Below are 25966 nucleotides of genomic sequence, written 5' to 3'. Positions count from 1 at the left end.
TACAATTCATGTCTTTCCTACAAATAGAGGTAAAAAGATATCAATGAATCAACCACCCCGGTCGGGAAATCTAATTTTGTAAAAGTCAGATAATGAGCACTCCCGACCACCCCTCCTTCAAAAGGAGGGGAAACTTTATTATGCAGTTTCTCACTTAGCCTCAATCCTTAGATTGATGGCTATTGGGTTGAGTTTTAGAACAATTTATTAGCCGACATATATTCTGCAATCTGAACTGCATTTGTAGCCGCACCTTTCCTGATATTATCTGATACAACCCACAGGTTCAGACACTTTTCCCTCGAGAGATCTCTTCTGATCCTGCCGACAAAAACTTCATCCCTGTTATGAGCCATCAGAGGCATCGGATATTTGTTTTCAGCCGGACTATCATATACAATAACACCGGGGAACTGACTGATGAGAAATCTTACATCGTCAATATTGAAATCATTTTCAAATTCGATATTTACTGCTTCTGAATGACCCCCCACAACAGGGATTCTTACAACAGTGGCAGTTACCTGTATTGTGTTATCCTCAAGTATTTTACGTGTCTCGTCAAGAAGTTTCTGTTCCTCTGTGGTATAACCGTCGGGCTGAAATGAACCACCGTGGGGGAAACAGTTCTTGTCAATGGGATGAGCGTAAGCCATTTCTCCTTTTATTCCCATTCTCTCATTCTCCATCTGGGCAACAGCTTTTACACCGGTACCGGTAACCGACTGATAAGTAGCAACGACAAGGCGCTTGATTTTATATTTCCGGTGAAGAGGAGCCAAAGCCATTACCATCTGTATAGTTGAACAGTTTGGGTTTGCGATTATCCTGTCACCTTTTTTGATTACATGACTGTTTATTTCAGGAACTATGAGAGGGATGTTCTTATCCATTCTCCAGTAAGAGGAGTTGTCAATCACAACAGTACCGTTTTTGGCAAATACGGGTGCCCACTCCCTCGAAGTTGAAGCTCCTGCTGAAAAGATAGCAAATTCAGGCTTTGCTTCTACAGCTTCCATAACACTTACTACCTTAACGGCCTTCCCCTTAAAGATAACTTCTTTCCCAACCGATTTTTCTGATGCGGCGGGTAGTAATTGCGAAACAGGGAAATTTCTTTCCTCCAGAACTTTCATCATTGTGCGGCCTACCATGCCGGTGGCTCCTACAACAGCTATCTTCATAATTAAATGTTTGGAATAATGTTATGTATTTTATAAATTTACTTGTAAGTTAAAACGGTCAAAATTAGCTTTTTTTTCAATTCGTCGCGCTGCATGAAAAAAGTTATTTTGCTGGTCCTGTTTATGCCATTTTCGGCATACGGCCAGGTTATTGAAAATTTTGAATCAGGTGCTATAAATAACTGGTTTCAAAGTTCTGAAAGCAGGTGGAAGGCTGATACTGAGGGAGCTCTTTCAGGAAAGTACTCCCTGCACCACTCTTATGATAATCCAGATGCCGGTATTGACAGAATCGGTATGCAGGTAAAAAACCTTCATCTTACGGAAGGCAATACCAAATGGACATTCCAGATAAGACACGGATACGATCCCTCATCGTCAAATAACTGGGCCATATTCCTGATGTCCGACAGGGAGCCTGGTAATATGTCAATCGATGAGGGGACAAACGGGTATGCTTTGGGAGTAAACCTGACAGGGTATGATGACACTCTCAGAATTGTTAAAGTAAAAGGAGCAGTTATTTCAACAATTGTAAACTGCCGGTTAAACTGGCAGACGGCAATAGGATCGGCTGAATCAGCTATTATTGAAGTTGAGAGATCCCCTGACGGTTATTGGGGAGTATCTGTTTACAGATCTAACAGAACATTATTAAAGCAGGCTTATGGCACAGACAAGGAAATCTTTTCTCCTGTCTGGTTTTCAGTTTGGTATAAATATTCGTCAACCCGCGACAGACTCTTATGGGTAGATGAGGTTAAAATAGAAGGAGTCTTCTATGAAGATACCGAATCACCCTTTATTATATCCTCTGAAGAATCAGGGAAGAATTCTGTTATTTTAGTTTTAAGTGAGCAGCCTGTTGACGAATCCCTTGTACCTGAAAATTTTTCACTTAATACTATCGAAAACAGGGGCCTGAATGTTATAAAAAGGAGTCCTCTTATTTATGAGATTACATTTGCTAACAGCTTGATTAACAAATCATTAAATGTGTTGATAATCAATAGGTTATGCGATAAGTCAGGGAATTGTTCAGCTGATTTATCAGTGACTTTTACTCCGGTATGGGCTGAAACCGGAGATGTAGTTATATCAGAGATTATGGCTGATCCTTTTCCGGAGATATCCCTGCCACCAAAGGAGTACCTTGAAGTTACGAACAGGACCAAATACTCATTTAATCTAAAAAACTGGAACCTGTCTGCGGGCGATCAGAATTACCTGCTTGCTGAAAAAGTATTGGAGCCTGGTGAAATCCTCATTTTATGTCTTCTTGCGGATGTACCACAGTTTTCAAAATTTGGCAGGGTTCTGGGCCTTAAGCAATTCCCTGCACTTACTGATGGCGGAAGGCTATTATGTCTCTCTGACAGCACAGGTACACTTATACATGGAGTGGATTACTCATCAGAATGGTATGAAGATGAGCTTAAATCAAACGGTGGCTGGTCGCTGGAAATGATCGATATAGATTTCCCGTTTTTTGCTGAAGGTAACTGGGGCGCATCCGCCTCCCGAAAAGGAGGGACTCCGGGTAGTGTTAATTCAATTTCAGGCAACAATCCGGACAGAAAGTTTTATGGAGTTCTGAATGTATTTCCTGAAGACAGCGCCAGCATCCGGATAAACTTTTCAGAACCGGTTTTTGGCTTTGACAACAGCAGCAGAATTATCAGAATTGAAGGCGATGAAATTTTTGATATTAGTCGGACCGATCCTCTGTTCAGAGAGTTTTTGGTTAACCCTGGAACCTATCTTAAATCAGGTAAGATATATCAGATCGGTATCTCAGATGAAATAAAAGATTTTGCAGGAAATCCGCTGGAAAAGAAGACCTGTAGTTTTGGCATTGCGGAACCTTCCCTGCAAGGGGATGTGTTATTTAATGAGTTAATGTTTAATCCTTTACAGGGAGATGCCGATTATATAGAATTATTCAACAACTCAGAAAAAGTAGTTGATGTTTCGAGGTTGCAGATAGTATCAGTAAACGATGAGGCAGGAGATACATCACAGCTTTATCCGGTTTCCATGGAATCAAGATGCCTGTTGCCGGGGGAATATTTTACCATCACAACTGAAAAAGAAATGATTGCAAACAGATATTTCTCATCTGGGAATGAATTTATATATGAAGTTGGAAATATGCCAGCCATGAATGATGATAAAGGGCATCTGATTCTTTACAACAGGGAGCTTGACAAAATTGATGAAGTTTTCTATAATGAGAAGATGCATTTTTCGCTTCTTTCAGATTTTGAAGGAGTTGCACTGGAAAAGACAGCTCCCGGACTTAAATCAGAGGAAGCTGTAAACTGGCATTCTGCAGCAGAGAGCTCCGGTTGGGGAACTCCCGGAGCACCCAATTCAATATTTAGCGTTATACCGGTAACGACAGATAAAATAGCATTTTCATCTTCCAGGATAACACCTGATAGTGATGGTAATGAAGATCTCCTCATTATAAGCTTCAATCTTACAGGAAACGGAAATGTCATTTCAGTAACTGTTTTCGATGAAACAGGAAATTACATCAAGAAGGTTGCGTCAAATCTTCTTACAGCACCTGATGCAGCTATTTTATGGGATGGGACCGCGGATGATGGCAGCCCGGTGAGAACCGGCATCTACATCATTTACATTACACTATACAACGATTCCGGAAAAACCCAAAAATGGAAAAAAGTATGTACTGTTTTAAGATAATTACAATGAAGAGATCATCGCTGTCATGATGGTAGTCATTCTGTCTTCGGTTTTTGCTGCTTCCTGAAGAACTGACTCATGAGTTGTGTACTCAATTTTGCCTTCAACTCCAAGGTCGGTTATTATACTCACCGCAAAACATGGCAATCCCATATGACGAGCAATTATTACCTCAGGCGTTGTTGACATTCCAACTGCATCAGCTCCGATTATCCTGAAATATTTGTATTCAGCTGGAGTTTCGAAAGTAGGTCCGCTGGTGGAAAGGTAAACACCTTTATGTATTCTGATTTTGTTATCAGCAGCAATCAATAAAGCCTTCTTGATGAGGTATCTGTCATATGCTTCCCCCATATCCGGGAATCTTGGACCAATGCGGTCGTCATTCGGACCAAGCAAAGGGTTCGGTAAAAGACTGATATGGTCTGTAATAACCATTATATCCCCAATCTGAAAATCAGGGTTTACCCCTCCTGCTGCATTTGAAAGGAAAAGGCATTTGATACCAAGATATTTCATTACTCTTACCGGTAAAGCCACCTGTTCCGGACCGTAGCCTTCATAGTAGTGAAATCTGCCCTTCATGGCAACTATCTTTTTCTTCCCTAGTTCACCAAAGATGAATTTCCCGTCATGACCTTCAACAGTTGAAACCGGAAAATTAGGAATATCCTTATAATCGATCTCGATTCGATTTTTGATTTTTGTCGTTAGTCCGCCAAGACCTGTACCCAGAATTATGCCTACATCAGGATTTTTTATCCCTTTGGCTCTCAGAAACTCTGTTGTTTCGTTTATTTTTTCTAACATAATCAACTATCAGATTATCAAACTCATCCTTATCGTCATTTAAAAAATGTATGCCGATCGGGATATAAAAAAATGCCGATTTTAACGGTTCTGCAATATTAGTAAATTCCCGCAATCTTACCGCATCTTTTTCAGTTGTAATAAGGTATTTGGTTGTGGATTTCAGGTTTTGATATGACAAAGCAATAGCTTGAATATCTTTCTCCCGGAAGGCATAATGGTCGGGGAATGAGAGGTGAATAATCTCCCCGAAGCTTTTCAGAAGATATTCCTTAAAGGGCTGCGGATTGGCAATTCCGGTTATCAATACGATTCCGCAGTTTACTGGATCCATCAGATCCGGCTTCTCAGCATTTTCTGAGAGATTTTCAAATACCGGAAGAGGATCCTTATATACCATCGATGTAAAATAGAGATTCTGATATGGCGATTTATCAATCTCCTTAACAATGATTCTTCTCTGGATCGGTGAAATATTTTCAGGTGATTTCGAGACAATTATGATATCAGCTCTTCTCATATTTCCTGCACTTTCTCTCAGACTGCCAAAAGGCATCAGGTGGTCCCTGACTATAAGCCTTTCGAAATCTGTAAGCAGAATAGAAAAGCCCGGGGTTATCCTTCTGTGCTGAAACGCATCATCGAGAATTATCACTTCCGTATCGGGAGCTTCCTCTAAAACTCTGTTTACACCATTTACCCGGTTCCTGTCGACTGCAACGAGAACACCTGACAGTTTTCTGAACATCTGCATGGGCTCATCGCCAATCTCCCTGACCGCTGTTTCCGGAGATGCAATACGGAAGCCACGGCTTGTCCTTTTATATCCTCTGCTTAGCGTTGCAACTTTAAAGTTCTTCCTCAGGAGATCTGCAATATATTCTGTATGAGGAGTTTTTCCTGTGCCTCCGACTGTAATGTTCCCTACACAAATAACCGGGAGATGGAACTCCACGGATTTCAAAACTCCTGAATTATATAAGAAGTTCCTGAAGCCTGTTATCATTCCCCAGATGCGGGCAAGCGGGTAGAGTAGTATGTTTTTGTTATTTATCATCTTAACTCCAGAAAATATGGTAATCTGGCCTGAATACCAGATAAATCCCGTATCTCCTGTACCATGTTATAATATTTAACTGATTCGCCAAGTTCCTTTTTAAGCATGTTCATTTTCACCTCACCGCTGAGCTGTGTAAGTAATTTCATATACGGATCTTCAATAACAGGCAGTTCTCTTATTGACCAGGAATTTACCCCGGCAAGTTCAGCAGCTCCTTTTATAGCATCTTCAAGTCCCCCCAATTCATCTACAAGACCTATTTTAATCGCGCTTGTACCGCTCCAAACCCTTCCCTGACCTATACTGTCGACTGACTGCGGAGACATATCCCTGCCTGTTGCAACTTTGCCTACAAATCCGGTATAAACGTTTTCTATCGATCTCTGCATTACCTCCTGTTCGTAACTGTTCATGGGCCTGTATACAGAAGGAAATTCTGAATTCTCGTTTGTATTTACAAATTCAGTTGATAATCCGAGTTTCTGTTCCAGCAGCTTTTCTGCATTCGGGATAAGTCCGAATACCCCTATAGACCCTGAGATTGTAGTGGCATTCGCATATATTTTTGTGGCAGGGGCAGAGATGTAATATCCTCCTGAAGCAGCATAATTTCCCATTGATACAACAACCGGTTTAACCTTTGCAGCCAGTTCAAGTTCACGCCACATTATGTCAGATGCAATGGCATTTCCTCCCGGGGAGTTTACCCTGAGAACGATTGCCTTAACTGAAGTATCTTTTCTCTCTTTCCTTATGACATCAGCATAGAAATTACCACCGATATTAGTCTCATTCCCTTTCCCGGTAACAATAGTTCCCGATGCATAAATAACTGCTATTCTGTTTCTCACATCTATAGTTTTGTTATGATCAGGAACCTTGCTGTATTTAAACATCGAGATAGTGTTGAGCTCCTTTTCCGAACCAACTCCTGCGAGGCTTTTTAAAGTATCATTTAATTCATCACGATACATTAATGCATCCACAAGTTTTGATTGAAGTGCTTTGGAAGCAATGTTTCCGTCAAGATTATCGGCAATTCGGTTTAACTCTGCTGTTGGGATTCCTCTTGATGACGAGATATCTTCAAGTACACTTTTCCAGATTGATCCGGCATAGTCCCTGATCTGGGCCTTATTCTCTTCACTAAGTTTATCAAGTAAAAAAGGTTCAACTGCGCCTTTAAATTTGCCATGACGGACAACCTGTACTTCAACCCCGATTTTTTCCAGAGCTTTTTTGTAGAACATTACTTCGCTGCTCAATCCCTTGAAATCAACCATCGACTCCGGATTTATATAGATCTTATCGGCAGCGGTAGACAGGTAATAGCACTCCTGGGTGAGAACATAATCAGAATATGAGATAACAAATTTCCCTGATTCTCTGAATTTTGCAAGGGCACTTCGAATCTCTGATGTTGTAGCCCAGCCCGATGGAAATAGTCCGTTCTCAATCAGGATCCCTTTGATCCTTGTATCGGTCGATGCCTTTTCGATGTTTTTAAGAATTTCATTCAGGCCAGGAACGGGAGTCAGTGTCATGTCAAAAAAATCAAATCCTGCCAGAGGATTCTCATTTCCTCTGTCGGGTGTTGAAACACCTGCCTTAAGAATCAGGACGCTGTTGTCACTTACAGAAACGGGTTTGTCGCCTGATGCAATTATTGCACTTAGTGCTCCAAGCATAACGAAAAAGAAAAGAATGGATGCCAGGATAATTCCGGTTATAGTTGCCAGGGTGTATTTCAGAAAATCTTTCATCAGTGAATGGTTTTACAGATTGAATTTTAAATATATAAAAATCAGGTTGAATTTGTAAAGGTACGTATCTATTTAATACTTTTGATAATGGGGAGACTCAGATATGCATCAAATATTTCTTGGAATAGGTACTAATATGGGAAACAGGGAAGCCAACCTCTGTGAGGCGGTTACCCTTATTGGGATTAGTATCGGCGAGATCAAAAAAGTATCCTCAGTATATGAAACAGAGCCATGGGGTTTCGAAGCAGAGAATAACTTCCTGAACATGACTGTTGAAGTTGTGACAACCCACACACCATCAGGTGTTCTGGGTGCAATTCTGATGATTGAGGCACAACTCGGAAGGATACGGACAGAAAAACAATATTCATCAAGAGTAATTGACATAGATATTTTGTTTTTTGATGACCTGATCATGGATGAGATAACATTAAAGATCCCTCATCCATATTTGCATGAACGGAAGTTTGTTCTTTTCCCGTTAAATGAAATTGCACCAGATTTTATACATCCTGTTCTGAAGCAAAGTGTTGGCTCACTGCTCAAGTCATGTGAAGACCTTAGTGAGGTCAGACTGCAAGACCGCACGACTGCAAGACCGCACGACAATCAGAGCAACCCATTATCCGCAAAACTATAATAATCCTTATCCGAAATTATCAGGTGATCGAGAAGCTGAATATCCATCAGGTTTCCTGCCTCTTTGATCTTCAGGGTTATTTTTGTGTCTGATTCACTTGGATTAAGGTTTCCCGACGGATGATTATGGCAGACGATAATTCCTGAAGCAAGATATTCAATTGCCTTTTTCATCACCATTCTTACATCGGTTACAGTGCCGCTAATGCCACCCTGACTAAGTTTCATCAGGTTAATCACTCTGTTTGACCTGTTTAGAAAAAGGATCCAGAATTCCTCATGGGCAAGATCGGAGAGGATTGGCTGAAAAATGTCGGCAACATCTTTGGAACATTTGATCTGAGCAACCTCCGGGGACTCTGCAAGTTTTCGCCTTCTTCCAAGCTCAAGAGCAGCTGCTATGGTAACTGCTCTTGCAGTACCTATACCATGAAGCTTCCTGAGATCGGCAATTGTAAGCTTTCCCAGGCTGTTGAGATTATTATTTGCAAGAGTCAGCAGCTCCCGGCCAAGATCAACTGCCGATTTATCCTTTGTGCCTGAACTGATTAATATGCCAAGCAGTTCGGCATCGCTCAGACTGGAAGTCCCTTTCTGAATGAGCTTTTCCCTGGGTCTGTCCTCAACAGCCCAGTCGGTGATTTTAATTGACATGCAGCACGAAATTAGAAATGCAACTGCAATTTAATCAAATGATATAAATAAACAAAAGAGCACATGACTTAAGACACACGACTCAGGACGCACGACGCAGGGAAGAATGACCGGATTTCCGTTTGTCGTGTGCCGTGAGTCGTTAGTCGTGAGAAATGAGTAAAACAAAAAAGGCTATACCTTCCGATACAGCCTTTTGATTTATAATGTCAGAAATATTATAAGCTATTTACGTGCTTTACAAGTGAGGACTTAAGGTTTGATGCCTTTTTCTTGTGAATAATATTCTTTTTCGCAAGCTTATCGAGCATAGAAGTTAATTTAGGAAGCAATGTTGCAGCCTCTTCTTTGTTCGTTGAACTGCGAAGTGTCTTAAGAGCATTACGGGTAGTTTTTGCGTAATATTTATTACTGTCTTTCTTTACCTCGGTCTGCCTTATCCTTTTTTCGGACGACTTATGATTTGCCATGCTACTGTATGAATTAACTGCTAACTAATTAAAAATTTGTAGTCCATAGGGGAATCGAACCCCTGTTACCAGGATGAAAACCTGACGTCCTAACCACTAGACGAATGGACCGTGCAAAGAACTTTAAAATGCGGATGCAAAGAAAAGATGTTTTTTTTGATCTGCAAAATATTTTAAGGTAAAAATCCAGATATAATCAATTTTTAACCTTTGTGTACCTTTGTGAGAACCTTCGTGTCCTTTGTGGTAAAAAATTATATTATAGTTTTTAAATCAAATCCATCAAAATCCCCTGAACTCATGAAAAGATATACCGGGTTGTTATAATGCTGATTATTAATCTGTTTAAACAAATCCTGTGAATTATCAAATACCAGAATATTCTCACCTCCAAATGCATTTCTTACATTTTCCTTTCCAATCGGTTTGAGCTTTTTCAAAGCGATTGCATGAGGGTTGAAATATACATATGCTTTCGTGGCACTTTTCAGGGTTCCTTCATACAGAGGGAGAAAGTCGTCGCTAAGACTTGAGTATGTATGCAATTCAAGACATGCAATTATTTCGCGTCCCGGATACCTTGCTGCTACCGCTTCAACTGTAGCTTTTACTTTGGATGGTGAATGGGCAAAATCGAGATAGATAATCCCGCTCCCGGTTTCTTTAATTTTCTGAAGTCTTTTTGATGTGCCTTCAAAGCTTTGAATAGCTGTATAAAAATCATCCTCTGCCACCCCGACTGAAAGGCAGGCCTGCTTTGCGGCAGAAAGGTTCTGCATATTATGTTCACCGAATATTTTCAGAGGTACAACCCGGTTATGAGTAGCTCCGTAGAATCCTGTTTTGTTCTGAAAATATCCATGGACTTTATATGGGACCTTTATGAAATCACCTGTTGATTCCTCTGCAATTTTATTTACTTCAGGATCTTCAGCAAAATATATCAGGGTTCCTCCCGGTGTTATTTTATTAACAAATACCCTGAACTGTTCTATGTAATTGTCGAACGTGGGAAACACATTTTTGTGATCCCAGGCAATACCATTTATAATGGCTATATCAGGCATGTATAGATGGAACTTTGGCCTTCTGTCAAGAGCTGATGTCAGATACTCATCACCTTCAAATACAGCTATTTCTGCTTCCTCTGACAATCCAACCATAGTTTCAAATCCGTCAATTCCCGAGCCTACCATGTAATCGAATTTGATGTTCAGGAATCTCAGCACATGCATTATCATTGCAGTGGTAGTGGTTTTACCGTGACTGCCGGCAACGACAACCCGTTTTTTGTTTTTTGTCTGTTCAAACAGGTATTCGGGGAATGACATAATTTTCAGTCCCAGATCTTTAGACCTGAGCAGCTCGGGATTATCTGCCCTGGCATGCATGCCGAGTATAATTGCATCAATATCTGCAGTGATATTGCCGGGGTCCCATCCATACTTCTCCGGAAGCAAACCATACTGTTTGAGTCTGGAGAGTGATGGTTCAAATATCTCATCATCAGAACCGGTAACCCGATATCCCTTTTTGTGCAAAGCAATTGCCAGGTTGTGCATCACTGCGCCGCCGACTGCGATAAAATGTACTCTCATCCTAGACGTCACAGATCTGGATGCACTTTTTAAGCGATGCCAGTTTATCCTTATCCTTTGGTACAAATTCCTGCCCCACAAATCCTTTATAACCGGTTTTTACAATAGCCTGCATAATAGCAGGATAGTAAAGCTCCTGTGTTTCGTCCAGTTCATTTCTTCCCGGCACGCCTCCGGTATGTATATGTCCGATGTAAGGAATGTATTTTTTTATTGTATCAATAACATTACCTTCCATCAGCTGCATGTGGTAAATGTCATAGAGCAGTTTGAACCTGTCAGATCCGACCATTTCACAGAGAGCCGACCCCCAGGTGGTCTTATCGCACTGGTAGTCTTTATGTCCATAACTGTTCAGGAGCTCCATAATGATTGTAACTCCGTGTTTCTCAGCCGTTGGCATCAGTTTGCGCAAGCCTTTTGCACAATTTATCATTCCTTCCTGGTCATTCTGGCCTTCACGGTTACCTGAAAAACAGATAAGGTTCGGAACACCTGCTGCAGCTGCTTTTGGTATCATTGCCTCGAAATCGGCGATAAGCTTTTCATGATTGGCAACACGGTTGAAGCCTTTTGGAATACCCCAGTCCGTGGCATATCCCACAGCACATTTAAGTCCGTGTTTTCCGACAATTGCCCAGTCGGCTTCTTTCAGAAGTTCAATGGACTCAATGCCCATCTCTTTACATGCTTTGGCGAAGTCTTCCAGGGGAATATCTCCATAGCACCACTGGCTCACCGAATGACGGATATTGCCTTTAAGAGGGGCTGCATTATCAGTTGTACCTGCAAATACACTGTTAAATGGTGTTGCTGCTGTTACTACAGCTGCACCGGCGACACTTCCTATCATTTTTCTTCTGTTCATATGCTGGATTTTATGTAATTATTCATAAAAATAGTAATAATTTTCTATTTGTTTGTCCACTACCCCCTTCTCTCCCGGGAGTAGGGGGCAGCCTGCCTGCCGGTAGGCAGGGGTGGAGGTGTTCGCTATTTTGGCCAGTTTTCCAGTGTCATGTTAGTTATTTGGCTATTCTCAACAGAACCCTGAGGCAGCAAAAGCACTGTCAGTGATGCTTTTGTATTGGCAGGAACAGTAACTTCAAATCCTACCATTATAGTCCCGGGATTTGCAGCATCATAGCTATGTGAAGGCACTGTGCTCCAGGTTTTCATTGTTACTGAAGCCGGTGCTTTTACTTTTAGTTCTAGTTTCTTCCCGTTTTTAGTCAGGACTGCAGTATTATTATCAGTTATGTTAACAGCAGCCGAAGTAACCATGTTCCAGCGGATTACAGTTTCCGCATTTGAGGTTTCAACTTCATCCCTGACCGTAACATAACTGTTGTCAACAATTGCAATTCCTCTTATGGCTTTAGTTAGTATTCCGGAGTAAACTGAAGAAATGTCTGTAATAGCATTAATCATTCCTGCAGACTCTGAGGATGATGTTATCTTTGCGTACCCTCCGACAACCTGCAGCTGATTATTGACTGTAAGTGTGTTATGAGCCAGATTATTATATCTGAAAACCTCCCAGCGCTGTGAGTTCTGCTTCATATTCCAGAGGTCAACGCCTGCAGTCTCAAGTGAGTTATAATCCTGCATACCAAAATCCATAGCCCACCTCTCGCCCAGTGCCTCCATTACAAAGGATCCGACATCCATATGTCCGTGATTTACCGAAGGAGATCCTCCTTTTATTGCCACATACACAGCATCTTTTTCAGTCCAGGATGATCGCATAAGGGCAACAGGATTTTTGCCCTGGCCTACCCATAATTTTTTTGCAGGAGGTGTAATTTCATTAACAGACATTCCTGCGCTCCAGATCATAATTGCAGGAAGCAGCCGGTCATTCGGAAGACTCTTATTCTGAAGCATGTATCTTTCCGACCATAGAAGAGTCGGATCGCTAAGCCTGTTTGCAAGCCAAAACATAGAAGGCTGAAGACCCCCGCCTGATCCGGCATCAGAATAATTGAATGAGTTGCCTGTTGGGCCGGTCATATTCTCAAGGTATTCTGCTGTTTTGAAAAATCCTTCATTTATTGTAAGTCCATACTCACTCCCGAATGCTTTCTCCATAGCGCTGAGAAACATTATATTAAAGCTGGTACCATATCCCCAGTATCCGTAACCTTCTGGGTATGCACCATCGGGCTGATAATCTTCCATCGGCAGTTTAATTGAAGAAATTGCCCTGTCGATAATGCTTCCGGCAAGTTCTTTCTCTTCATCATATATTGCTAGAGCCCCGAATGTCATACCTGCATTGCAAACCTGGTTCCAGTTATGAGTGGCCTTCAGCCAGCTGTTATTTTTTGAATCAAGAGATGGCTTCAGTCCTTTTTCCAGAATAGCATTCTTAATTATCTTTCGCGATTCTTCGGTTAATCCATTGTAACACCAGTCATAACCAATAGAGACAGCCATAGTCATTTCAGCAACATCCAGGAAATGAGATGGATTCCAGTCACTGAAAGCTGCAACAGCCAGCATTTCCTTCTCCGCTCTGTGAAGGTACCTGGAGTCTGATGTCATACGCCACGAATAGGAGAGATAAAAAATCCTTTTAAGTGCTTCTCTCGATTTGTCAAGGAGTCTTCTTCCGATAAGCACTCTTTCAACCGGGAGCTTTCCGATTATATTATTGCTTTCGACAAGTATGAACTGATGTGCCGATCTCCATAAATCGTCAGAAGCCATTGTCATCTTGATAGCAGCCTCGTCACCCTCAAGAAGCATTATTCTGGGATGTCCGGGAAGAGGACCTGTGATACTACTCTTTTCATTCTGGGCACATGCAGTCAGGCTTATAATCCACATTATTGCGGTAAGCTTCAGGGCTAAGAAATCAGGTTTCATATTAAAGCTGTTTTGTTACATTTGTAAAGTAATGTAAAAAAGTCGAAAATAGTGATCTTGTTTTTAATGTCCTATCTTTGTATAAGAGACAGATACCATTAATAACTTATGAAGGTTCCTTCACGACACGATTATAAGAATGGTCACTCCATAAAACTTCTCAGGAGCGGGGAACAATATTTTGCAGAATGCGAAAAAATCATTGATAACGCGAAATATTATGTTCATTTCCAGACGTATATTGTCGATTCTGACGATACGGGAAAACGTTTTGTAGAATCACTGATAAGAGCAGCGAAAAGAGGAGTAAGGGTCTATTTTCTTCTCGATGCTTACGGAGGCAGCAGTTTTTCAAAAGAACTGACAGACAGGATCGAAAATGCCGGAGTACTCTTCAGAAAGTTTTCTCCCGGACTTATAACAAAGGGATTTCAGATGAGTCTCAGGCTTCATCATAAGGTACTTCTTGCCGACGGTGAAGTAGCCGTTATCGGCGGGATGAATGTGGCTGACCGGTATCATGGCACACCTGCTGCCAAAGAGTGGCTCGATTTCGCTATTATGATAAAGGGCCCTGAATGTTCACAGACGTTGCTTATTCTTAAGAGACTATGGAATAAGACTTTTCTCAAGCGAAAGGAACGCTCACATGAAATTATCCATTCTCCTAAGTATTATCCCGAAAATGTCAGAATTAAGGTTCTTCAGAACAACTGGTACAGGAATAAAATTGAAATATTAAAAAGCTACAGGTCGGCTTTAAAGCACTCGCAGGACAGGATGATAATCTTTGCCAGCTATTTCCTCCCCGGACGTAATGAACGAAAACTTCTGAGGAATGCAAGCAGAAGAGGAGTGGAGATAAAAATAGTTCTTTCGGCTGTGTCAGATTCCAGGATTTTCAAGAGAGCTACCAACTTCCTGTATGATTTTATCCTCAGAAACCATATAAAAATATATGAATATCTTCCTGCAAACCTTCATGCAAAGGTTGCAACGGTTGATGGTAAATGGAGCACTATAGGAAGTTATAATATGAACCACCTGAGCGACTATGGAAGCATTGAAACAAATGTGGATATCTCAGATGAAAATTTCTCAGGCGAGTTCGAATCGTTGCTTCTTGATATTATTGACACCGATTGCAGACAGGTTACATTCTCTGAGTATAGCCGCCGTAAAACTGTTTTGTTCCAGCTAACTGACTGGGTATCTTACCAGGCTATCAGGTTTGCTATGAGGGTAATGTTCCTGCTGACGGCTAAGAAATCAAAGCCGCATTCGATATAGATTGCCCCCCTGCCCCCCTAAAGGGGGGTTAATCCCGAATCTTAATATATATCTATTGGTGAGCAAGTTAGCCCCCCTTTAGGGGGGATGGGGGGCGGTAACTAGAATTGGTGAAACACCATCGACACATATTCCATCACCTTTGGCAATGATTCCCTCCAGTATGTCCAGTTATGAGCACCATCGCGTATTCTGAATTCATGAGGGATCTCTTTCTTTCTCATAGCAATGTGAACAAGTGAATTTCCTTCAAAAAGGAAATCATCGTCGCCGCAGTCGATATACCACCTGACTGCTTTTTTCTGAGCGTCAGGCATATTTTCAATGAGATTGAGAACGCTGTATTTTTTAAAGTAAGCTTCTTTATCTGCATCTGTAATGCCTTCAACACCAGTCCATAACCTGTAGTTTTTAAGCTCCTCAATGTTTCTAGGTCCGGTTGCAGCACTCAGCGGACATGCTGTTGAGAATAGTTCGGGATGATGCAGGGCATATATGAATGTACCTTCTCCGCCCATAGATAGTCCGGCAATGGCACGGTATCTTTTCTCACCTTTGATACGATATGTTTTTTCAATAAAGGGCATAAATTCCTCAAAGAAAAAATCTTCAAATCTCCATTCACCTTTCACATCGTTTACATAGCCTCTTTTAGTAGTGTTAGCATCGGGCATAACGATTATCATTGCAGTAGAAAGACTTGATTTTATGGCTTCATCAGCAATAGTAAGAACTTCGCCAAACTGTACCCATCCGGTCTGATCGTCACCAGCCCCGTGTAGCAGATAAAGAACCGGATAACTGCGCTGGGATGTTTCATAATCAGGCGGAAGGTAAATGGCATATTTACGGTCCATTTTCAGAATCTTGCTTGTCATGGTAAGATTATCTGATACCTTGCCGGTCTGTGCAAGAAGTGATGCTGAGATGGCAAGGATAGAGAACAGAGAGAGAACTTTTTTCATGATTTGAAGTTTATAGAGTGTAAAATAGATAATAGCGATTTTAAAGGTATTAAATTTTTTTAAGTATTTCTTTCTTTCTCTGTGGAACTCTGTGTGTCCTCCGGATTTTCTCTGTGTAACAAAAAATAGGAACTGTCACAGAGCTACACAGAGGAGGCACAGAGTTACACGGAGAAAGAATCCTTAAAGGCATTTTATTTGTTATTTAAGGAGGTAAGCATAATATTTCTTTTAATTTTATCCTGTAATTATTACTGTATGAAGATTCAGTTATTTAATATAGCCAGTTTCAAAGTTGACGGAGGAGCGATGTTTGGCGTTGTTCCCAAAGTACTATGGTCGAGGGTTTATTCTGCTGATGAAAATAACCTGATTGACCTGCCTCTCAGATCGTTAATTATTGAGACCGGGAATCATGTTATTCTGGTCGACTCCGGCTGGGGCGACAAACAGGACGAGAAATTCTTCCGTCATGTTCATCTTCATGGAGGCGAAGGACTAATTCAGGGATTGAAAAACAGAGGCTATGCTCCGGAAGATATTACAGACGTGTTTTTTACTCACCTACATGCTGATCATTGCGGGGGAGGAGTGAAAAAGAAAGAAACCGGAGAGGGGTATGAACTTACTTTTCCTAAAGCAGCTTATCACGTGAGCCGGACACAATGGGAGTGGGCTGTGACAAATAATCTTCGCGAGGCTGACTCATTTCTCGAGGAAAATATTTTGCCGATAGAACAGAGCGGACATCTTAACCTGGTTGACGAAGAGGAAGAATTGTTTCCTGGTTTCTCGGTTTTGTTTTGTTACGGACATACACCGGGTCTTATGATTCCGGTAATAAAATTCAAAGACAGGACACTGGTTTATACCGGCGATCTTATTCCGACCTCCGCACATATTCCACTAATCTGGAATATGAGTTATGATATTGAATCGCTGAAATCAATTGATGAAAAGCAGAGACTATTGAATAAGGCACTAGAAGAAAATTATATACTTGTATTCCAGCATGATAAAGATGTTGAATGCTGTAATCTTGAGATGACACAGAAGGGGATCAGAGCTAAAGACAAATTCCTGTTTAGCGAGATCTTGTGATTTGTGATCCCTTCTTTGGATCCGTCGGTTAAAACCGACGGCAATTTGGACACTTAATAGGGATTGAGCATCTGGTCTAAAGACATATTTATAAGATTTCTGCTCTTACATTAAACAATAATTTTGCTTATATGTCCAAATTGCCGTTGGCTTCAGCCCAATGAAACAATAATTCTGATTATATGTCCCAATTGCCGTTGGCTTCAGCCAACGGATTAAAGGATATAGATGAATAGGGCTTTAGCCCATCATTTTTTAAATTTTTCATTCCGATCCAAATTCTTTGTTTGTAAGACATTTGTTCTTAAATTTGATATATCCCGGCTAAGTATTATATTACATTCTCAAAATCAGGTAATTGTTAATTAAATAACAGCATAATTATGGCAGATTTCATCTATGAGAAACCATTTCAGATTGAAAAGGACTCAACAAAGTACCGGCTGCTTACTAAAGATTATGTAAAACTTATTGATCAGGGTGGGCGAAAGATTCTCCAGGTCTCTCCGGAAGGGCTCGAACTTCTCGCAAAAGAAGCTGTTTCTGATTTGTCATTTTATCTAAGGACGAGCCATCTTGAGAAACTTGCAAAGATCCTTGAGGATCCTGAAGCTACAGACAATGATCGTTTTGTGGCTTACATGATGCTGAGAAATACTGTAATTTCATCAAAGGAAGATCTGCCATGGTGTCAGGATACAGGTACTGCTATTGTAATTGGCAAGAAAGGGGAAGATGTACTCACCGGTGTCATAGATGCCGAGCATCTTTCAAAAGGCATCTTTGAAACTTATAAAACCAAAAACCTGCGATATTCACAGATCGTACCTCTTTCAATGTTTGAGGAGAAGAATACAGGTTCAAATCTTCCGGCACAGATAGATATTTATTCTGCTCCCGGAAAACGGTATGATTTCCTTTTCATAACAAAAGGAGGAGGTTCAGCCAATAAAACTTTCCTTTATCAGCAGACCAAATCCCTTCTGAATGAGGAGTCTCTTGTGAAGTTTGTTAAAGAAAAAATAAAGGATCTTGGTACTTCTGCATGCCCTCCATATCACCTTGCCCTGGTAATCGGCGGTACATCAGCGGAAGCTACTCTCAAGACAGTCAAGGAGGCATCAGCCGGCTATCTTGATCATCTTCCTGTTACAGGAAGTGCAGGAGGTAGGGCTTTCCGCGACCTTGAGTGGGAAAAACGGATTGAAAAGATCTGTCATGAGTATGGCGTCGGAGCACAGTTCGGGGGAAAATATTTTGTTCACGATGTGAGAGTTATCAGGCTGCCGCGTCATGCTGCTTCCTGTCCGGTCGGACTCGGTGTCAGCTGCAGTGCCGACAGGAATATCAAGGCTCATATTACCGAAGAGGGTATTTTCCTTGAGGAACTTGAGAGAAATCCTGCCCGTTTCATGCCGGCAAAAGCTCCCGAGCTGGAAAAACCGGTTGAGATAAACCTCGACAAACCTATGAAAGAGATCCTGGCAGAGTTAACAAAACATCCGGTAAAGACAAGGTTGAGCCTCACGGGAACTTTGATTGTTGCCAGGGATATTGCCCATGCCCGTATTAAAAAACTAATAGATGAGGGCAAGCCAATGCCTGAATATTTAAAAAATCATCCTGTATATTATGCCGGACCGGCAAAGACTCCTGAAGGCATGCCTTCGGGGAGCTTCGGGCCAACCACTGCCGGACGAATGGATTCATATGTTGATCTTTTCCAGAGTCTTGGCGGATCGATGATTATGCTGGCCAAAGGAAACCGGAGCCGTCAGGTAATTGATGCCTGCAAAAAATACGGAGGTTTTTATCTTGGTTCAGTGGGAGGGCCTGCCGCAATACTCGCTGCTGAAAATATAAAATCAGTAGAACTTGTCGATTTCGAAGATCTCGGAATGGAGGCAATCCGGAAAATCAGGGTTGAGAACATGGCAGCCTTTATTATTACTGATGATAAGGGGAATGATTTTTTTGATGAGTATAATCGGTAAAAGACCTCACCCCAACCCCTCTCCCGGGGGAGAGGGGGACGGGAGGGGGTGAGGTCATGATAAAAAAGTAAGCCTGCTTACTTAATCTCCTCAATATCAAATATCTCGTGCCTATCCAGATCCCGCCAGTATTTAACTGAGTTCTTCCTCACAAGTTCCCAGTATATATCGCTGTCGAGGCCATGAATGAAGTTGATCTCTTTTAGTTCTGAACTGATCTTTTCTGCTATTTCAGGTTTTAATGTCAGCTTTATCTTCCTGTCGAGATATGAAAACTCAACAGCCGGAATAGCCGGGGCATCGTTTATGACAGTCAGCAATCCATGTCCGGGAGTTGCACCGGTGCTCACCTGAAGCCCGTCATTCATGCAGCTAAGCGGAGGCATCGATCCTGCAAATGACACTGCACTGAACTCATCCACGCCGGTATTGAAATATTCCCTTGCCCTGATTCCCATTTTTACACCGATAATAGCAAATACGCCAAGGTGGCGATGAAGTTCATTTGCAATTACCCCTGATGTCCATTCATCAATGCCGTACCTGTTTATTATCTCAGTTACAAAGGGTTCAATATCATCAAAGTAGAATGAGGGAGACAGCGGAAGATCTCTTATAACCTGATTGCGTGCGATATTCTCTCCAGAAATAATCTTAGCCGAACAAATCCTTAATGAATCGATATTCCGGGGTGAACATGTTACATAATTCTTTCCCGAATTAATTGTGAACAGATTAGGGTAATGCAGAAACAATGGCACCATTTCATCGTATGCGTTAAATGAGAAGCTGTGATTATTTGCTGCATTTGCAGAGAAGAAGTCTGATATTTTCCGGGAGTAGGCATTATGGAGATTATCAATTTGTTTCAATAACGTTTGTGTGTAAAAAGATTCTGATTCCAGTCCCCTGACTATTTTTAATACTACATCACTTTTTAAAACACTTTCAGCTGCCGGAATATCCGCCTTATAGTTAAAGCCTTCTTTTTCATCGTGACCGGATCCGCTCCAGACGATTTGATTTACCTGCTTTTTAAAAACCGGAAGATCCTTAATAGCAGTTGCTGCCGTTGACATGCTCCCCAGGCAGATAAAAGTTATTTTGGTTTTTTCTGCAGACAGGATTTTAGCAATCAGATTCAGGTGGTCTGGTTCATTCTTTTCATTCAGCCCGGTTTCGTTTCCCCAATTAGTGGCTAAGGCAACAGGAAATTCCGGAGATTTGAACTTGCTTATCCTGTTTATACCCACAGGGATCCCTTCATGATAGAACGAATTGAGCAAACTCCTGACTTTAATATATGCTTCGCCTGAAGTAAGACTTCCCGGTGAAACAGTTATAGCCAGAACCCTCACATCAGGAGATGCCAGCAGCATCGTTATTGCCTTCATGTCATCAATACCGCCATCTGTATCAATTATAACATAATGGCGTGGTTTCCAGGGGTGTGAAAACAAAGAAAGAGTTAAGGAGAGGCAAATTATTGTGAAGAGAAGTCTTTTCATAGAAAATCAGTTTGGTTGTAAAAATAGTGATTATTATTTTGCCCCCCTGCCCCCCTAAAGGGGGGTTAAACTTGCATATTAAGATGATTCATATATAGTGTGTTATAGCAATATTTTAGGCAATAATTACGTAAATAGCAATAAAACAGTTAATTAAAGAATGAAAAGTCATAATAAAACAAGAATTAACCCCCCTTTAGGGGGGCATGGGGGGCAAAAACAAGGGAAGTACCGAAGTGAACTGTCAGGTAGGTTTTTATTCTTCCATGACAATTACCTGTTTTTGGTATTTGATAATTTTTTATCTTGACGCTGCAAAAAATTCAAATTATGAAGAAGTTCCTTATATGGTTTTTACCTGGATTGATAATTGGAAGTTTATTGATCCTTGGCGCCGGGAGAGTCCTGCATAATACCTCAACTAACGAGTATTGTGTTTCATGTCATATACATCCTGCTGCAGACAATGCATGGAAAAAATCTACTCATTATGATACGAAATCAGGTATGAGAATTGGCTGTGTAGATTGCCACCTCCCTCCCAAAGGAGAGAAATATCTATGGGAAAAAGGAAAGACCGGGTTACGCGACCTGTGGAGTTACTGGACAAAAGATTCAGCATCATTCAACTGGGAAGACCGTAGAAGACTTGAAATTGCAAGAGGCTATGTTTTTGAAAACAGCTGCAAAAAATGTCATGAGAATCTTTTCCCCTCAAAGCTTACCAAAGCCGGAGAAGATGCACACCTCTATTATACACAGACAAAAAAGACCGACGAACTGCACTGCATAAACTGTCACCTTAATGCAGGCCATTATATTGAGGGCTACACCCACGGAAGTAATAAAACTTTCGGCAGCACCTCTTCAGCTGCTAAAGAAATTTTCAAAGAGCCGACACCAGTTATAGAATTTAAGAATTACACAGAACGTGTTCCTGAATCTGCAATATCTTTTAATATGGTAGCAATTCCGGGCGGAAGTTTTAAAATCGGCAGTCCGGCTGAAGAACCTTTCAGAAAAGAAGATGAGGGTCCGGTTAAGGAGGTTGAAATCTCCCCGTTCTTTATGGCTGAGGTTGAAGTAACATGGGACGAATACATGGCATTCTATATTCAGACTGCTGCTGAAGGACGTTCAACTGATACTGAAGGGATCAGAAATAAGGTTGCAAGTGCTACAGACGCTATCTCAGGTGCTACACCTCCTTATGGACAGCCTGATCAGGGCTGGGGAATGGGACAGAGACCAGCAATATCTTTTTCATTTCATGCTGCTGAAACATATTGCAGGTGGCTTTCATCAGTTACCGGCAAAACATACCGTCTGCCAACTGAAGCTGAGTGGGAATATGCCTGCAGGGCTGGTTCAGACGGACCATATCCTTTCCCGGGAGATCCGAAGAAGTTTGAGAAAACGGGATTAAAAGCAAAACTTTCTAAAAACGATACCACTGTAATCAATACCTATATAATATATAAAGGTAACAGTCCGACAAAAACACAAACACCTGACAGAGTTAAACCTAATGCTTTTGGTTTACGTAATATGGCAGGAAATGTGGCAGAATTCTGCGCTGACTGGTATAAGGCTGATGCCTATGCTGATTATGATGATGGAATCAAAGATCCAAAAGGTCCGGAGACCGGTGAAGAACATGTTATCAGAGGAGGTTCGTTCCTGAGTACAGCTGATCTGGTAAGGAGTGCAGCTCGCGATTATACAAGAACAGAGGCATGGCTCAGGACAGATCCGCAGATGCCGAAGAGCATATGGTGGTATTCAGATTGTTTCAATGTTGGATTCAGGGTCGTCTGTGAGTATGATGAAAAGACTGGAAACTATGATTTGAATGAAAATTAAAAGTTAAATTTTAAGTTTTCGTGCAATAAATTATCTAAATTTTATTGTTTTTTAACATTTCGCTGTTTATATTGCATCATAATTATTCCGGTGATCAAAACCTGGAATGTGGTAAGACTAAATTTATAGAACAAAAAACAGCAAAAAATTTGGTGTAAAATAATGAGTGTACTTTTTACACTTAATCTTATAAACCTGACCTTAACCTTTTGATTTTTGAATTTTCAATTTTGAACTTTGAATATTAATCCTAATCACTAACTAATTATTTACTAACTAACAGTTTAACAGTATGAAAAAAACTCCCAACTACTTTTGGCTTCTAAAGCCAATGGTGACTATTCTTCTGTTTTGCGGACTGGCTTTCCCGGCCTTTTCACTGACTGAAGAGAGAGCATCCGGTGACGACATCCTGGGATCTGCAGCTGAAATGCAGCAAGGCAGAATTACAGGAACAGTTACCGACGCATCAAATGGCCAGGGTATGCCAGGTGTTAATATCCAGGTAAAAGGTACCAGTACCGGAGCAATCTCCGACGCTGATGGTAAATTCTCCATCACTACTACTGATGCCAATGCTACACTCGTATTCTCATTTATCGGTTATGTTACCCAGGAGGTGGCTGTTGCCGGCAAGAATGTCGTGGATATCGAGCTCAAAGCAGAACTTACCGGTCTTGATGAAGTTGTTGTTGTTGGTTACAGTACCCAGAAACGTGCAAACGTTGTCGGATCTGTTACCTCCATCTCCGGTGCAAGCATCCAGTCAATTCCTTCAGTTTCCGTTTCTACAGCTATTGCCGGACGACTCCCGGGATCAGTTGTAATTCAGGAAACCGGCGAACCTGGTAACCTTGGTGCAAGGATACTTGTTCGTGGTCGTAGTACCCTTGGTGGCAACAGAGCCTCCAATGCATCTGCAACCAGACCTCTTGTTATTATTGATGGAGTACAGGGTCGTTCAATGGACGAAATTGACCCTATGGATATAGCTTCTCTTTCTGTATTGAAAGATGCTTCTGCTGCGATCTACGGATCACAGGCAGCAAACGGTGTTATCCTTATCACCACAAAAACAGGTTCAGAAGGTAAACCAAAACTTAACTACCAGTTCTATCAGGGATTCATGACCCCTACAGTTATACCTGATGTAACAAATGCAGCTGAATATGCTACAATGCTTACAGAATACCAGGTTGCTAACGGAAAAGCCCGCAGCTATACTGACGAGCAGATCCAGAAATTTGCAGACCACTCAGATCCATGGAGATACCCCGATACAGACTGGTATGGTGACCTTATTAAAAAATGGACCACAACCTACAGACATAACGTTACTATTGATGGTGGTTCAAAAGGAATGAATTATTACATATCTATGGGTATGAAAGGTGATGAAGCTTTCTACAAGCAGTCATCAACTCAGTACAAACAGTATAACCTCCGCACAAAACTTGACCTGCCGATCAACGAATGGATGAAAGCAGGTGTTGATGTTGCAGCATTTTTCAATAACAGGGTCTATCCGTATAAGAGTGCTGATGCAATCGTTGGTCAGTCAACCCGTCTTGTTCCTACTACATGGTCATTCTGGCCATCTGGTGAGCCGGGCCCGGACATCGAGTATGGTGATAATCCTGTTGTTACTTCAACATTCCAGGGAGGTAAAAATGATCAGAAAACCTACAGATTACAGAATACTTTTAATCTTACTATCTCTCCTCCTTTTGTTAAAGGGCTATCGATGAATGGTGCATTCAGCTATGACCTTACAAACTATTATAACAAGGCTTTCTATCAACCATGGATTCTATACTATCCTAATAAGACTGGTACTTTGAATCCTACCACAGGTTTAAATGTTGATAGCCCACTCACTCCTACTCTGAGAGGACTTTCTTCTCCTCAGAATAATGAGACATATTCCAGAACTATCAACAAAACAATAAATATTAACGCCACATATACAAAGAAATTCGGCGATCACAATATCAGTTTGTATGGGGGGTTTGAGCAGTATGAGAACAATTACAACCAGCTGTACGGATTCCGTCAGTATTACATATCTACCCTTATTCAGACTATGGATGCAGGAGCTGACCTTGATAAGAACACCACAGGTTATGCTACAATCTATGCACGTAAATCATTGATTGGTCGTGCTACATACGACTTCAAAGGAAAATATCTGGTTGAAGCACTTTTCCGTCGTGACGGTTCTCTTAAATTCCCACCAGACAGCCGTTGGGGTAATTTCCCCGGACTTCTCGTAGGATGGCGTGCATCTGAAGAAGGATTCTGGAAAAACAATATTCCATTTATAAACTATTTCAAACTTCGTGCTTCCTATGGTGTAATGGGTATGGACCCGGGTGATCCATTCCAGTACTCAAACAAGTTTAGCCTTGGTTCAGGAATGGTGTTTGGAACAGGTACTTCTATTGAAACAGCTGTTGGACCTCCAACAATTGCCAACCCTGTTATTACATGGGAAACACAGACAACAAAGAATATCGGATTCGATTCAAAATGGCTTAACGACCTTATTTCATTTGACTTCGAATACTTCTACAACATAAGGGAGGATATTCTTGCTGCACGTGACGCTTCTGTTCCAAACTTCACTGGACTAACTCTGCCAAATGAAAACATAGCAAGAGTTGATAACAGAGGTTTTGAGACAGTTTTAGGATTCCATAAGAATGTTGGTACAGACTGGAGAGTTGACCTTAGCGGTAACTTCAGCTGGAACCGTAACGAAGTTGTATTTAAAGATGAGCCTGCAAGAGCAGTTGAATGGCAGAGAGAGACAGGACATCCTTATGGTGCATGGCTTATGTATGACGCAATCGGGATCTTTGCCGATCAGGCAGCAGTTGATGCTTATCCCCACTGGGCAAATGCAAAACCAGGTGACGTTATTTTCAGGGATGTATCCGGGGATGGTACTATTACAGGTGATGACAGGATCCTTATCGACCACGTTGATGCTCCAGAGACCTTCTACGGACTTAATCTCGATGTTATATGGAAAGACCTTACACTTACAGTTCTTGTACAGGGACAGGGTGAATACCTGAGGTTCAACCATTATGATGAGAGACGCGGTGAAGCAGGCAACTACTTCCAGTGGACATATGATAACAGGTGGACTCCAACTAATACCGTAACTGATGTGGCAAGAGCTTTCAACAGGAACGATTACTACTGGGCACACGCTGTTAACATGAGTACATACTGGCTTGATAATGTTGCATATACAAGGCTCAAGAACGTTGTTCTTACTTACAACCTTCCAAGCAAACTCTATAAACCTCTTGGTATTGCAAGAGCAAGCGTTTATTTCTCAGGAAACAACCTTGCACTTCTCTATTCGGCAACCAAGAAGTTCGATCCTGAGGTAAATGGCGCCGGAGTTTATCCCGCAATGAAAACATTTGCTGTTGGTGCAAACATTACCTTTTAATTAATTGAGAAATAT

18 protein-coding genes and 1 tRNA gene are annotated in these 25966 nt (G+C 41.4%); 7 read left to right on the top strand and 12 right to left on the bottom strand.

Annotated features, from left to right (window positions below; all coding sequences use genetic code 11):
- Positions 1-194: 194 nt before the first annotated feature.
- Complete coding sequence (locus tag IPJ16_18080) at positions 195-1184, bottom strand: aspartate-semialdehyde dehydrogenase (protein MBK7629076.1); 990 nt, start codon at positions 1182-1184, stop codon at positions 195-197.
- 93 nt (positions 1185-1277) lie between these two features.
- Here IPJ16_18080 and IPJ16_18075 point away from each other — a divergent pair, with 93 nt between their 5' ends.
- Positions 1278-3896 carry a lamin tail domain-containing protein gene (locus IPJ16_18075; protein ID MBK7629075.1) on the top strand — a complete coding sequence of 873 codons (2619 nt, stop codon included), beginning with the start codon at positions 1278-1280 and terminating at the stop codon, positions 3894-3896.
- Here the strand turns inward: IPJ16_18075 and IPJ16_18070 are convergent, their stop codons facing one another.
- Genes IPJ16_18070 through sppA form a run of 3 tightly spaced genes read right to left on the bottom strand, consistent with a single transcriptional unit; the run spans position 3897 to position 7529 of the window.
- Positions 3897-4706, bottom strand: coding sequence for a purine-nucleoside phosphorylase (locus IPJ16_18070; protein MBK7629074.1), 810 nt, complete (start codon positions 4704-4706; stop codon positions 3897-3899).
- The gene (gene lpxK, locus IPJ16_18065; protein MBK7629073.1) at positions 4645-5763 is read right to left on the bottom strand and encodes a tetraacyldisaccharide 4'-kinase; all 1119 of its coding nucleotides are present in this window, start codon (positions 5761-5763) and stop codon (positions 4645-4647) included. The genes IPJ16_18070 and lpxK overlap by 62 nt, the downstream gene beginning before the upstream one ends.
- Positions 5760-7529: a signal peptide peptidase SppA gene (sppA, locus tag IPJ16_18060; GenBank protein MBK7629072.1), complete on the bottom strand. Its 1770-nt coding sequence runs from the start codon at positions 7527-7529 to the stop codon at positions 5760-5762. The genes lpxK and sppA overlap by 4 nt, the downstream gene beginning before the upstream one ends.
- A 103-nt stretch (positions 7530-7632) precedes the next feature.
- On the opposite strand from sppA, the gene folK reads away from it, so the two are divergent.
- Positions 7633-8172 carry a 2-amino-4-hydroxy-6-hydroxymethyldihydropteridine diphosphokinase gene (gene folK / locus IPJ16_18055; protein ID MBK7629071.1) on the top strand — a complete coding sequence of 180 codons (540 nt, stop codon included), beginning with the start codon at positions 7633-7635 and terminating at the stop codon, positions 8170-8172.
- On the opposite strand, the gene radC is transcribed toward folK, so the two are convergent.
- The 6 genes from radC to IPJ16_18025 form a co-directional block, all read right to left on the bottom strand.
- Positions 8142-8825 carry a DNA repair protein RadC gene (gene radC / locus IPJ16_18050; GenBank protein MBK7629070.1) on the bottom strand — a complete coding sequence of 228 codons (684 nt, stop codon included), beginning with the start codon at positions 8823-8825 and terminating at the stop codon, positions 8142-8144. The genes folK and radC overlap by 31 nt on opposite strands.
- Before the next feature lie 218 nt (positions 8826-9043).
- Positions 9044-9295, bottom strand: a complete 252-nt coding sequence (locus tag IPJ16_18045; protein MBK7629069.1) for a 30S ribosomal protein S20 — start codon at positions 9293-9295, stop codon at positions 9044-9046.
- Between the two features lie 39 nt (positions 9296-9334).
- Positions 9335-9406 (bottom strand) — tRNA-Glu (locus IPJ16_18040).
- 143 nt (positions 9407-9549) lie between these two features.
- Entirely contained in the window at positions 9550-10893 is a 1344-nt protein-coding gene (locus tag IPJ16_18035) for a peptidoglycan synthetase (GenBank protein ID MBK7629068.1), read from the bottom strand.
- Between the two features lies 1 nt (position 10894).
- Complete coding sequence (locus IPJ16_18030) at positions 10895-11761, bottom strand: TIM barrel protein (protein MBK7629067.1); 867 nt, start codon at positions 11759-11761, stop codon at positions 10895-10897.
- Between the two features lie 125 nt (positions 11762-11886).
- Positions 11887-13764, bottom strand: coding sequence for a heparinase II/III family protein (locus IPJ16_18025; protein ID MBK7629066.1), 1878 nt, complete (start codon positions 13762-13764; stop codon positions 11887-11889).
- A gap of 108 nt (positions 13765-13872) precedes the next feature.
- On the opposite strand from IPJ16_18025, the gene IPJ16_18020 reads away from it, so the two are divergent.
- The gene (locus IPJ16_18020) at positions 13873-15054 is read left to right on the top strand and encodes a hypothetical protein (protein ID MBK7629065.1); all 1182 of its coding nucleotides are present in this window, start codon (positions 13873-13875) and stop codon (positions 15052-15054) included.
- Between the two features lie 101 nt (positions 15055-15155).
- Here IPJ16_18020 and IPJ16_18015 read toward each other — a convergent pair whose 3' ends face one another.
- Entirely contained in the window at positions 15156-16019 is an 864-nt protein-coding gene (locus tag IPJ16_18015; GenBank protein ID MBK7629064.1) for an esterase family protein, read from the bottom strand.
- Positions 16020-16277: 258 nt separating this feature from the next.
- Here IPJ16_18015 and IPJ16_18010 point away from each other — a divergent pair, with 258 nt between their 5' ends.
- Together IPJ16_18010 and IPJ16_18005 are read left to right on the top strand one after the other, a co-directional pair.
- Positions 16278-17120 (top strand): MBL fold metallo-hydrolase, encoded by an 843-nt coding sequence (locus IPJ16_18010; GenBank protein MBK7629063.1) that lies wholly within the window; start codon positions 16278-16280, stop codon positions 17118-17120.
- 383 nt (positions 17121-17503) lie between these two features.
- Complete coding sequence (locus tag IPJ16_18005; GenBank protein ID MBK7629062.1) at positions 17504-19114, top strand: fumarate hydratase; 1611 nt, start codon at positions 17504-17506, stop codon at positions 19112-19114.
- A gap of 77 nt (positions 19115-19191) precedes the next feature.
- Here IPJ16_18005 and IPJ16_18000 read toward each other — a convergent pair whose 3' ends face one another.
- A complete protein-coding gene (locus tag IPJ16_18000; GenBank protein MBK7629061.1) occupies positions 19192-20622 on the bottom strand; it encodes a nucleoside hydrolase in 1431 nt (476 codons plus the stop codon).
- Between the two features lie 330 nt (positions 20623-20952).
- On the opposite strand from IPJ16_18000, the gene IPJ16_17995 reads away from it, so the two are divergent.
- Positions 20953-22485, top strand: coding sequence for an SUMF1/EgtB/PvdO family nonheme iron enzyme (locus IPJ16_17995; GenBank protein MBK7629060.1), 1533 nt, complete (start codon positions 20953-20955; stop codon positions 22483-22485).
- 292 nt (positions 22486-22777) lie between these two features.
- Positions 22778-25951, top strand: coding sequence for a TonB-dependent receptor (locus IPJ16_17990; protein ID MBK7629059.1), 3174 nt, complete (start codon positions 22778-22780; stop codon positions 25949-25951).
- Positions 25952-25966 lie beyond the last annotated feature (15 nt).

The organism is Bacteroidales bacterium, assembly GCA_016709865.1.
Lineage (GTDB): Bacteria > Bacteroidota > Bacteroidia > Bacteroidales > VadinHA17 > LD21.
The sequence above is the reverse complement of the archived record's forward strand: the minus strand, read 5'-3'. Positions and strand labels throughout refer to the sequence as shown.

Excerpts from the sequence above, each read along its gene's own strand:
- IPJ16_18080 (MBK7629076.1), bottom strand. The coding sequence starts at position 1,184 with ATGAAGATAGCTGTTGTAGGAGCCACCGGCATGGTAGGCCGCACAATG.
- IPJ16_18075 (MBK7629075.1), top strand. The coding sequence starts at position 1,278 with ATGAAAAAAGTTATTTTGCTGGTCCTGTTTATGCCATTTTCGGCATAC.
- IPJ16_18070 (MBK7629074.1), bottom strand. The coding sequence starts at position 4,706 with ATGTTAGAAAAAATAAACGAAACAACAGAGTTTCTGAGAGCCAAAGGG.
- lpxK (MBK7629073.1), bottom strand. The coding sequence starts at position 5,763 with ATGATAAATAACAAAAACATACTACTCTACCCGCTTGCCCGCATCTGG.
- sppA (MBK7629072.1), bottom strand. The coding sequence starts at position 7,529 with ATGAAAGATTTTCTGAAATACACCCTGGCAACTATAACCGGAATTATC.
- folK (MBK7629071.1), top strand. The coding sequence starts at position 7,633 with ATGCATCAAATATTTCTTGGAATAGGTACTAATATGGGAAACAGGGAA.
- radC (MBK7629070.1), bottom strand. The coding sequence starts at position 8,825 with ATGTCAATTAAAATCACCGACTGGGCTGTTGAGGACAGACCCAGGGAA.
- IPJ16_18045 (MBK7629069.1), bottom strand. The coding sequence starts at position 9,295 with ATGGCAAATCATAAGTCGTCCGAAAAAAGGATAAGGCAGACCGAGGTA.
- IPJ16_18035 (MBK7629068.1), bottom strand. The coding sequence starts at position 10,893 with ATGAGAGTACATTTTATCGCAGTCGGCGGCGCAGTGATGCACAACCTG.
- IPJ16_18030 (MBK7629067.1), bottom strand. The coding sequence starts at position 11,761 with ATGAACAGAAGAAAAATGATAGGAAGTGTCGCCGGTGCAGCTGTAGTA.
- IPJ16_18025 (MBK7629066.1), bottom strand. The coding sequence starts at position 13,764 with ATGAAACCTGATTTCTTAGCCCTGAAGCTTACCGCAATAATGTGGATT.
- IPJ16_18020 (MBK7629065.1), top strand. The coding sequence starts at position 13,873 with ATGAAGGTTCCTTCACGACACGATTATAAGAATGGTCACTCCATAAAA.
- IPJ16_18015 (MBK7629064.1), bottom strand. The coding sequence starts at position 16,019 with ATGAAAAAAGTTCTCTCTCTGTTCTCTATCCTTGCCATCTCAGCATCA.
- IPJ16_18010 (MBK7629063.1), top strand. The coding sequence starts at position 16,278 with ATGAAGATTCAGTTATTTAATATAGCCAGTTTCAAAGTTGACGGAGGA.
- IPJ16_18005 (MBK7629062.1), top strand. The coding sequence starts at position 17,504 with ATGGCAGATTTCATCTATGAGAAACCATTTCAGATTGAAAAGGACTCA.
- IPJ16_18000 (MBK7629061.1), bottom strand. The coding sequence starts at position 20,622 with ATGAAAAGACTTCTCTTCACAATAATTTGCCTCTCCTTAACTCTTTCT.
- IPJ16_17995 (MBK7629060.1), top strand. The coding sequence starts at position 20,953 with ATGAAGAAGTTCCTTATATGGTTTTTACCTGGATTGATAATTGGAAGT.
- IPJ16_17990 (MBK7629059.1), top strand. The coding sequence starts at position 22,778 with ATGAAAAAAACTCCCAACTACTTTTGGCTTCTAAAGCCAATGGTGACT.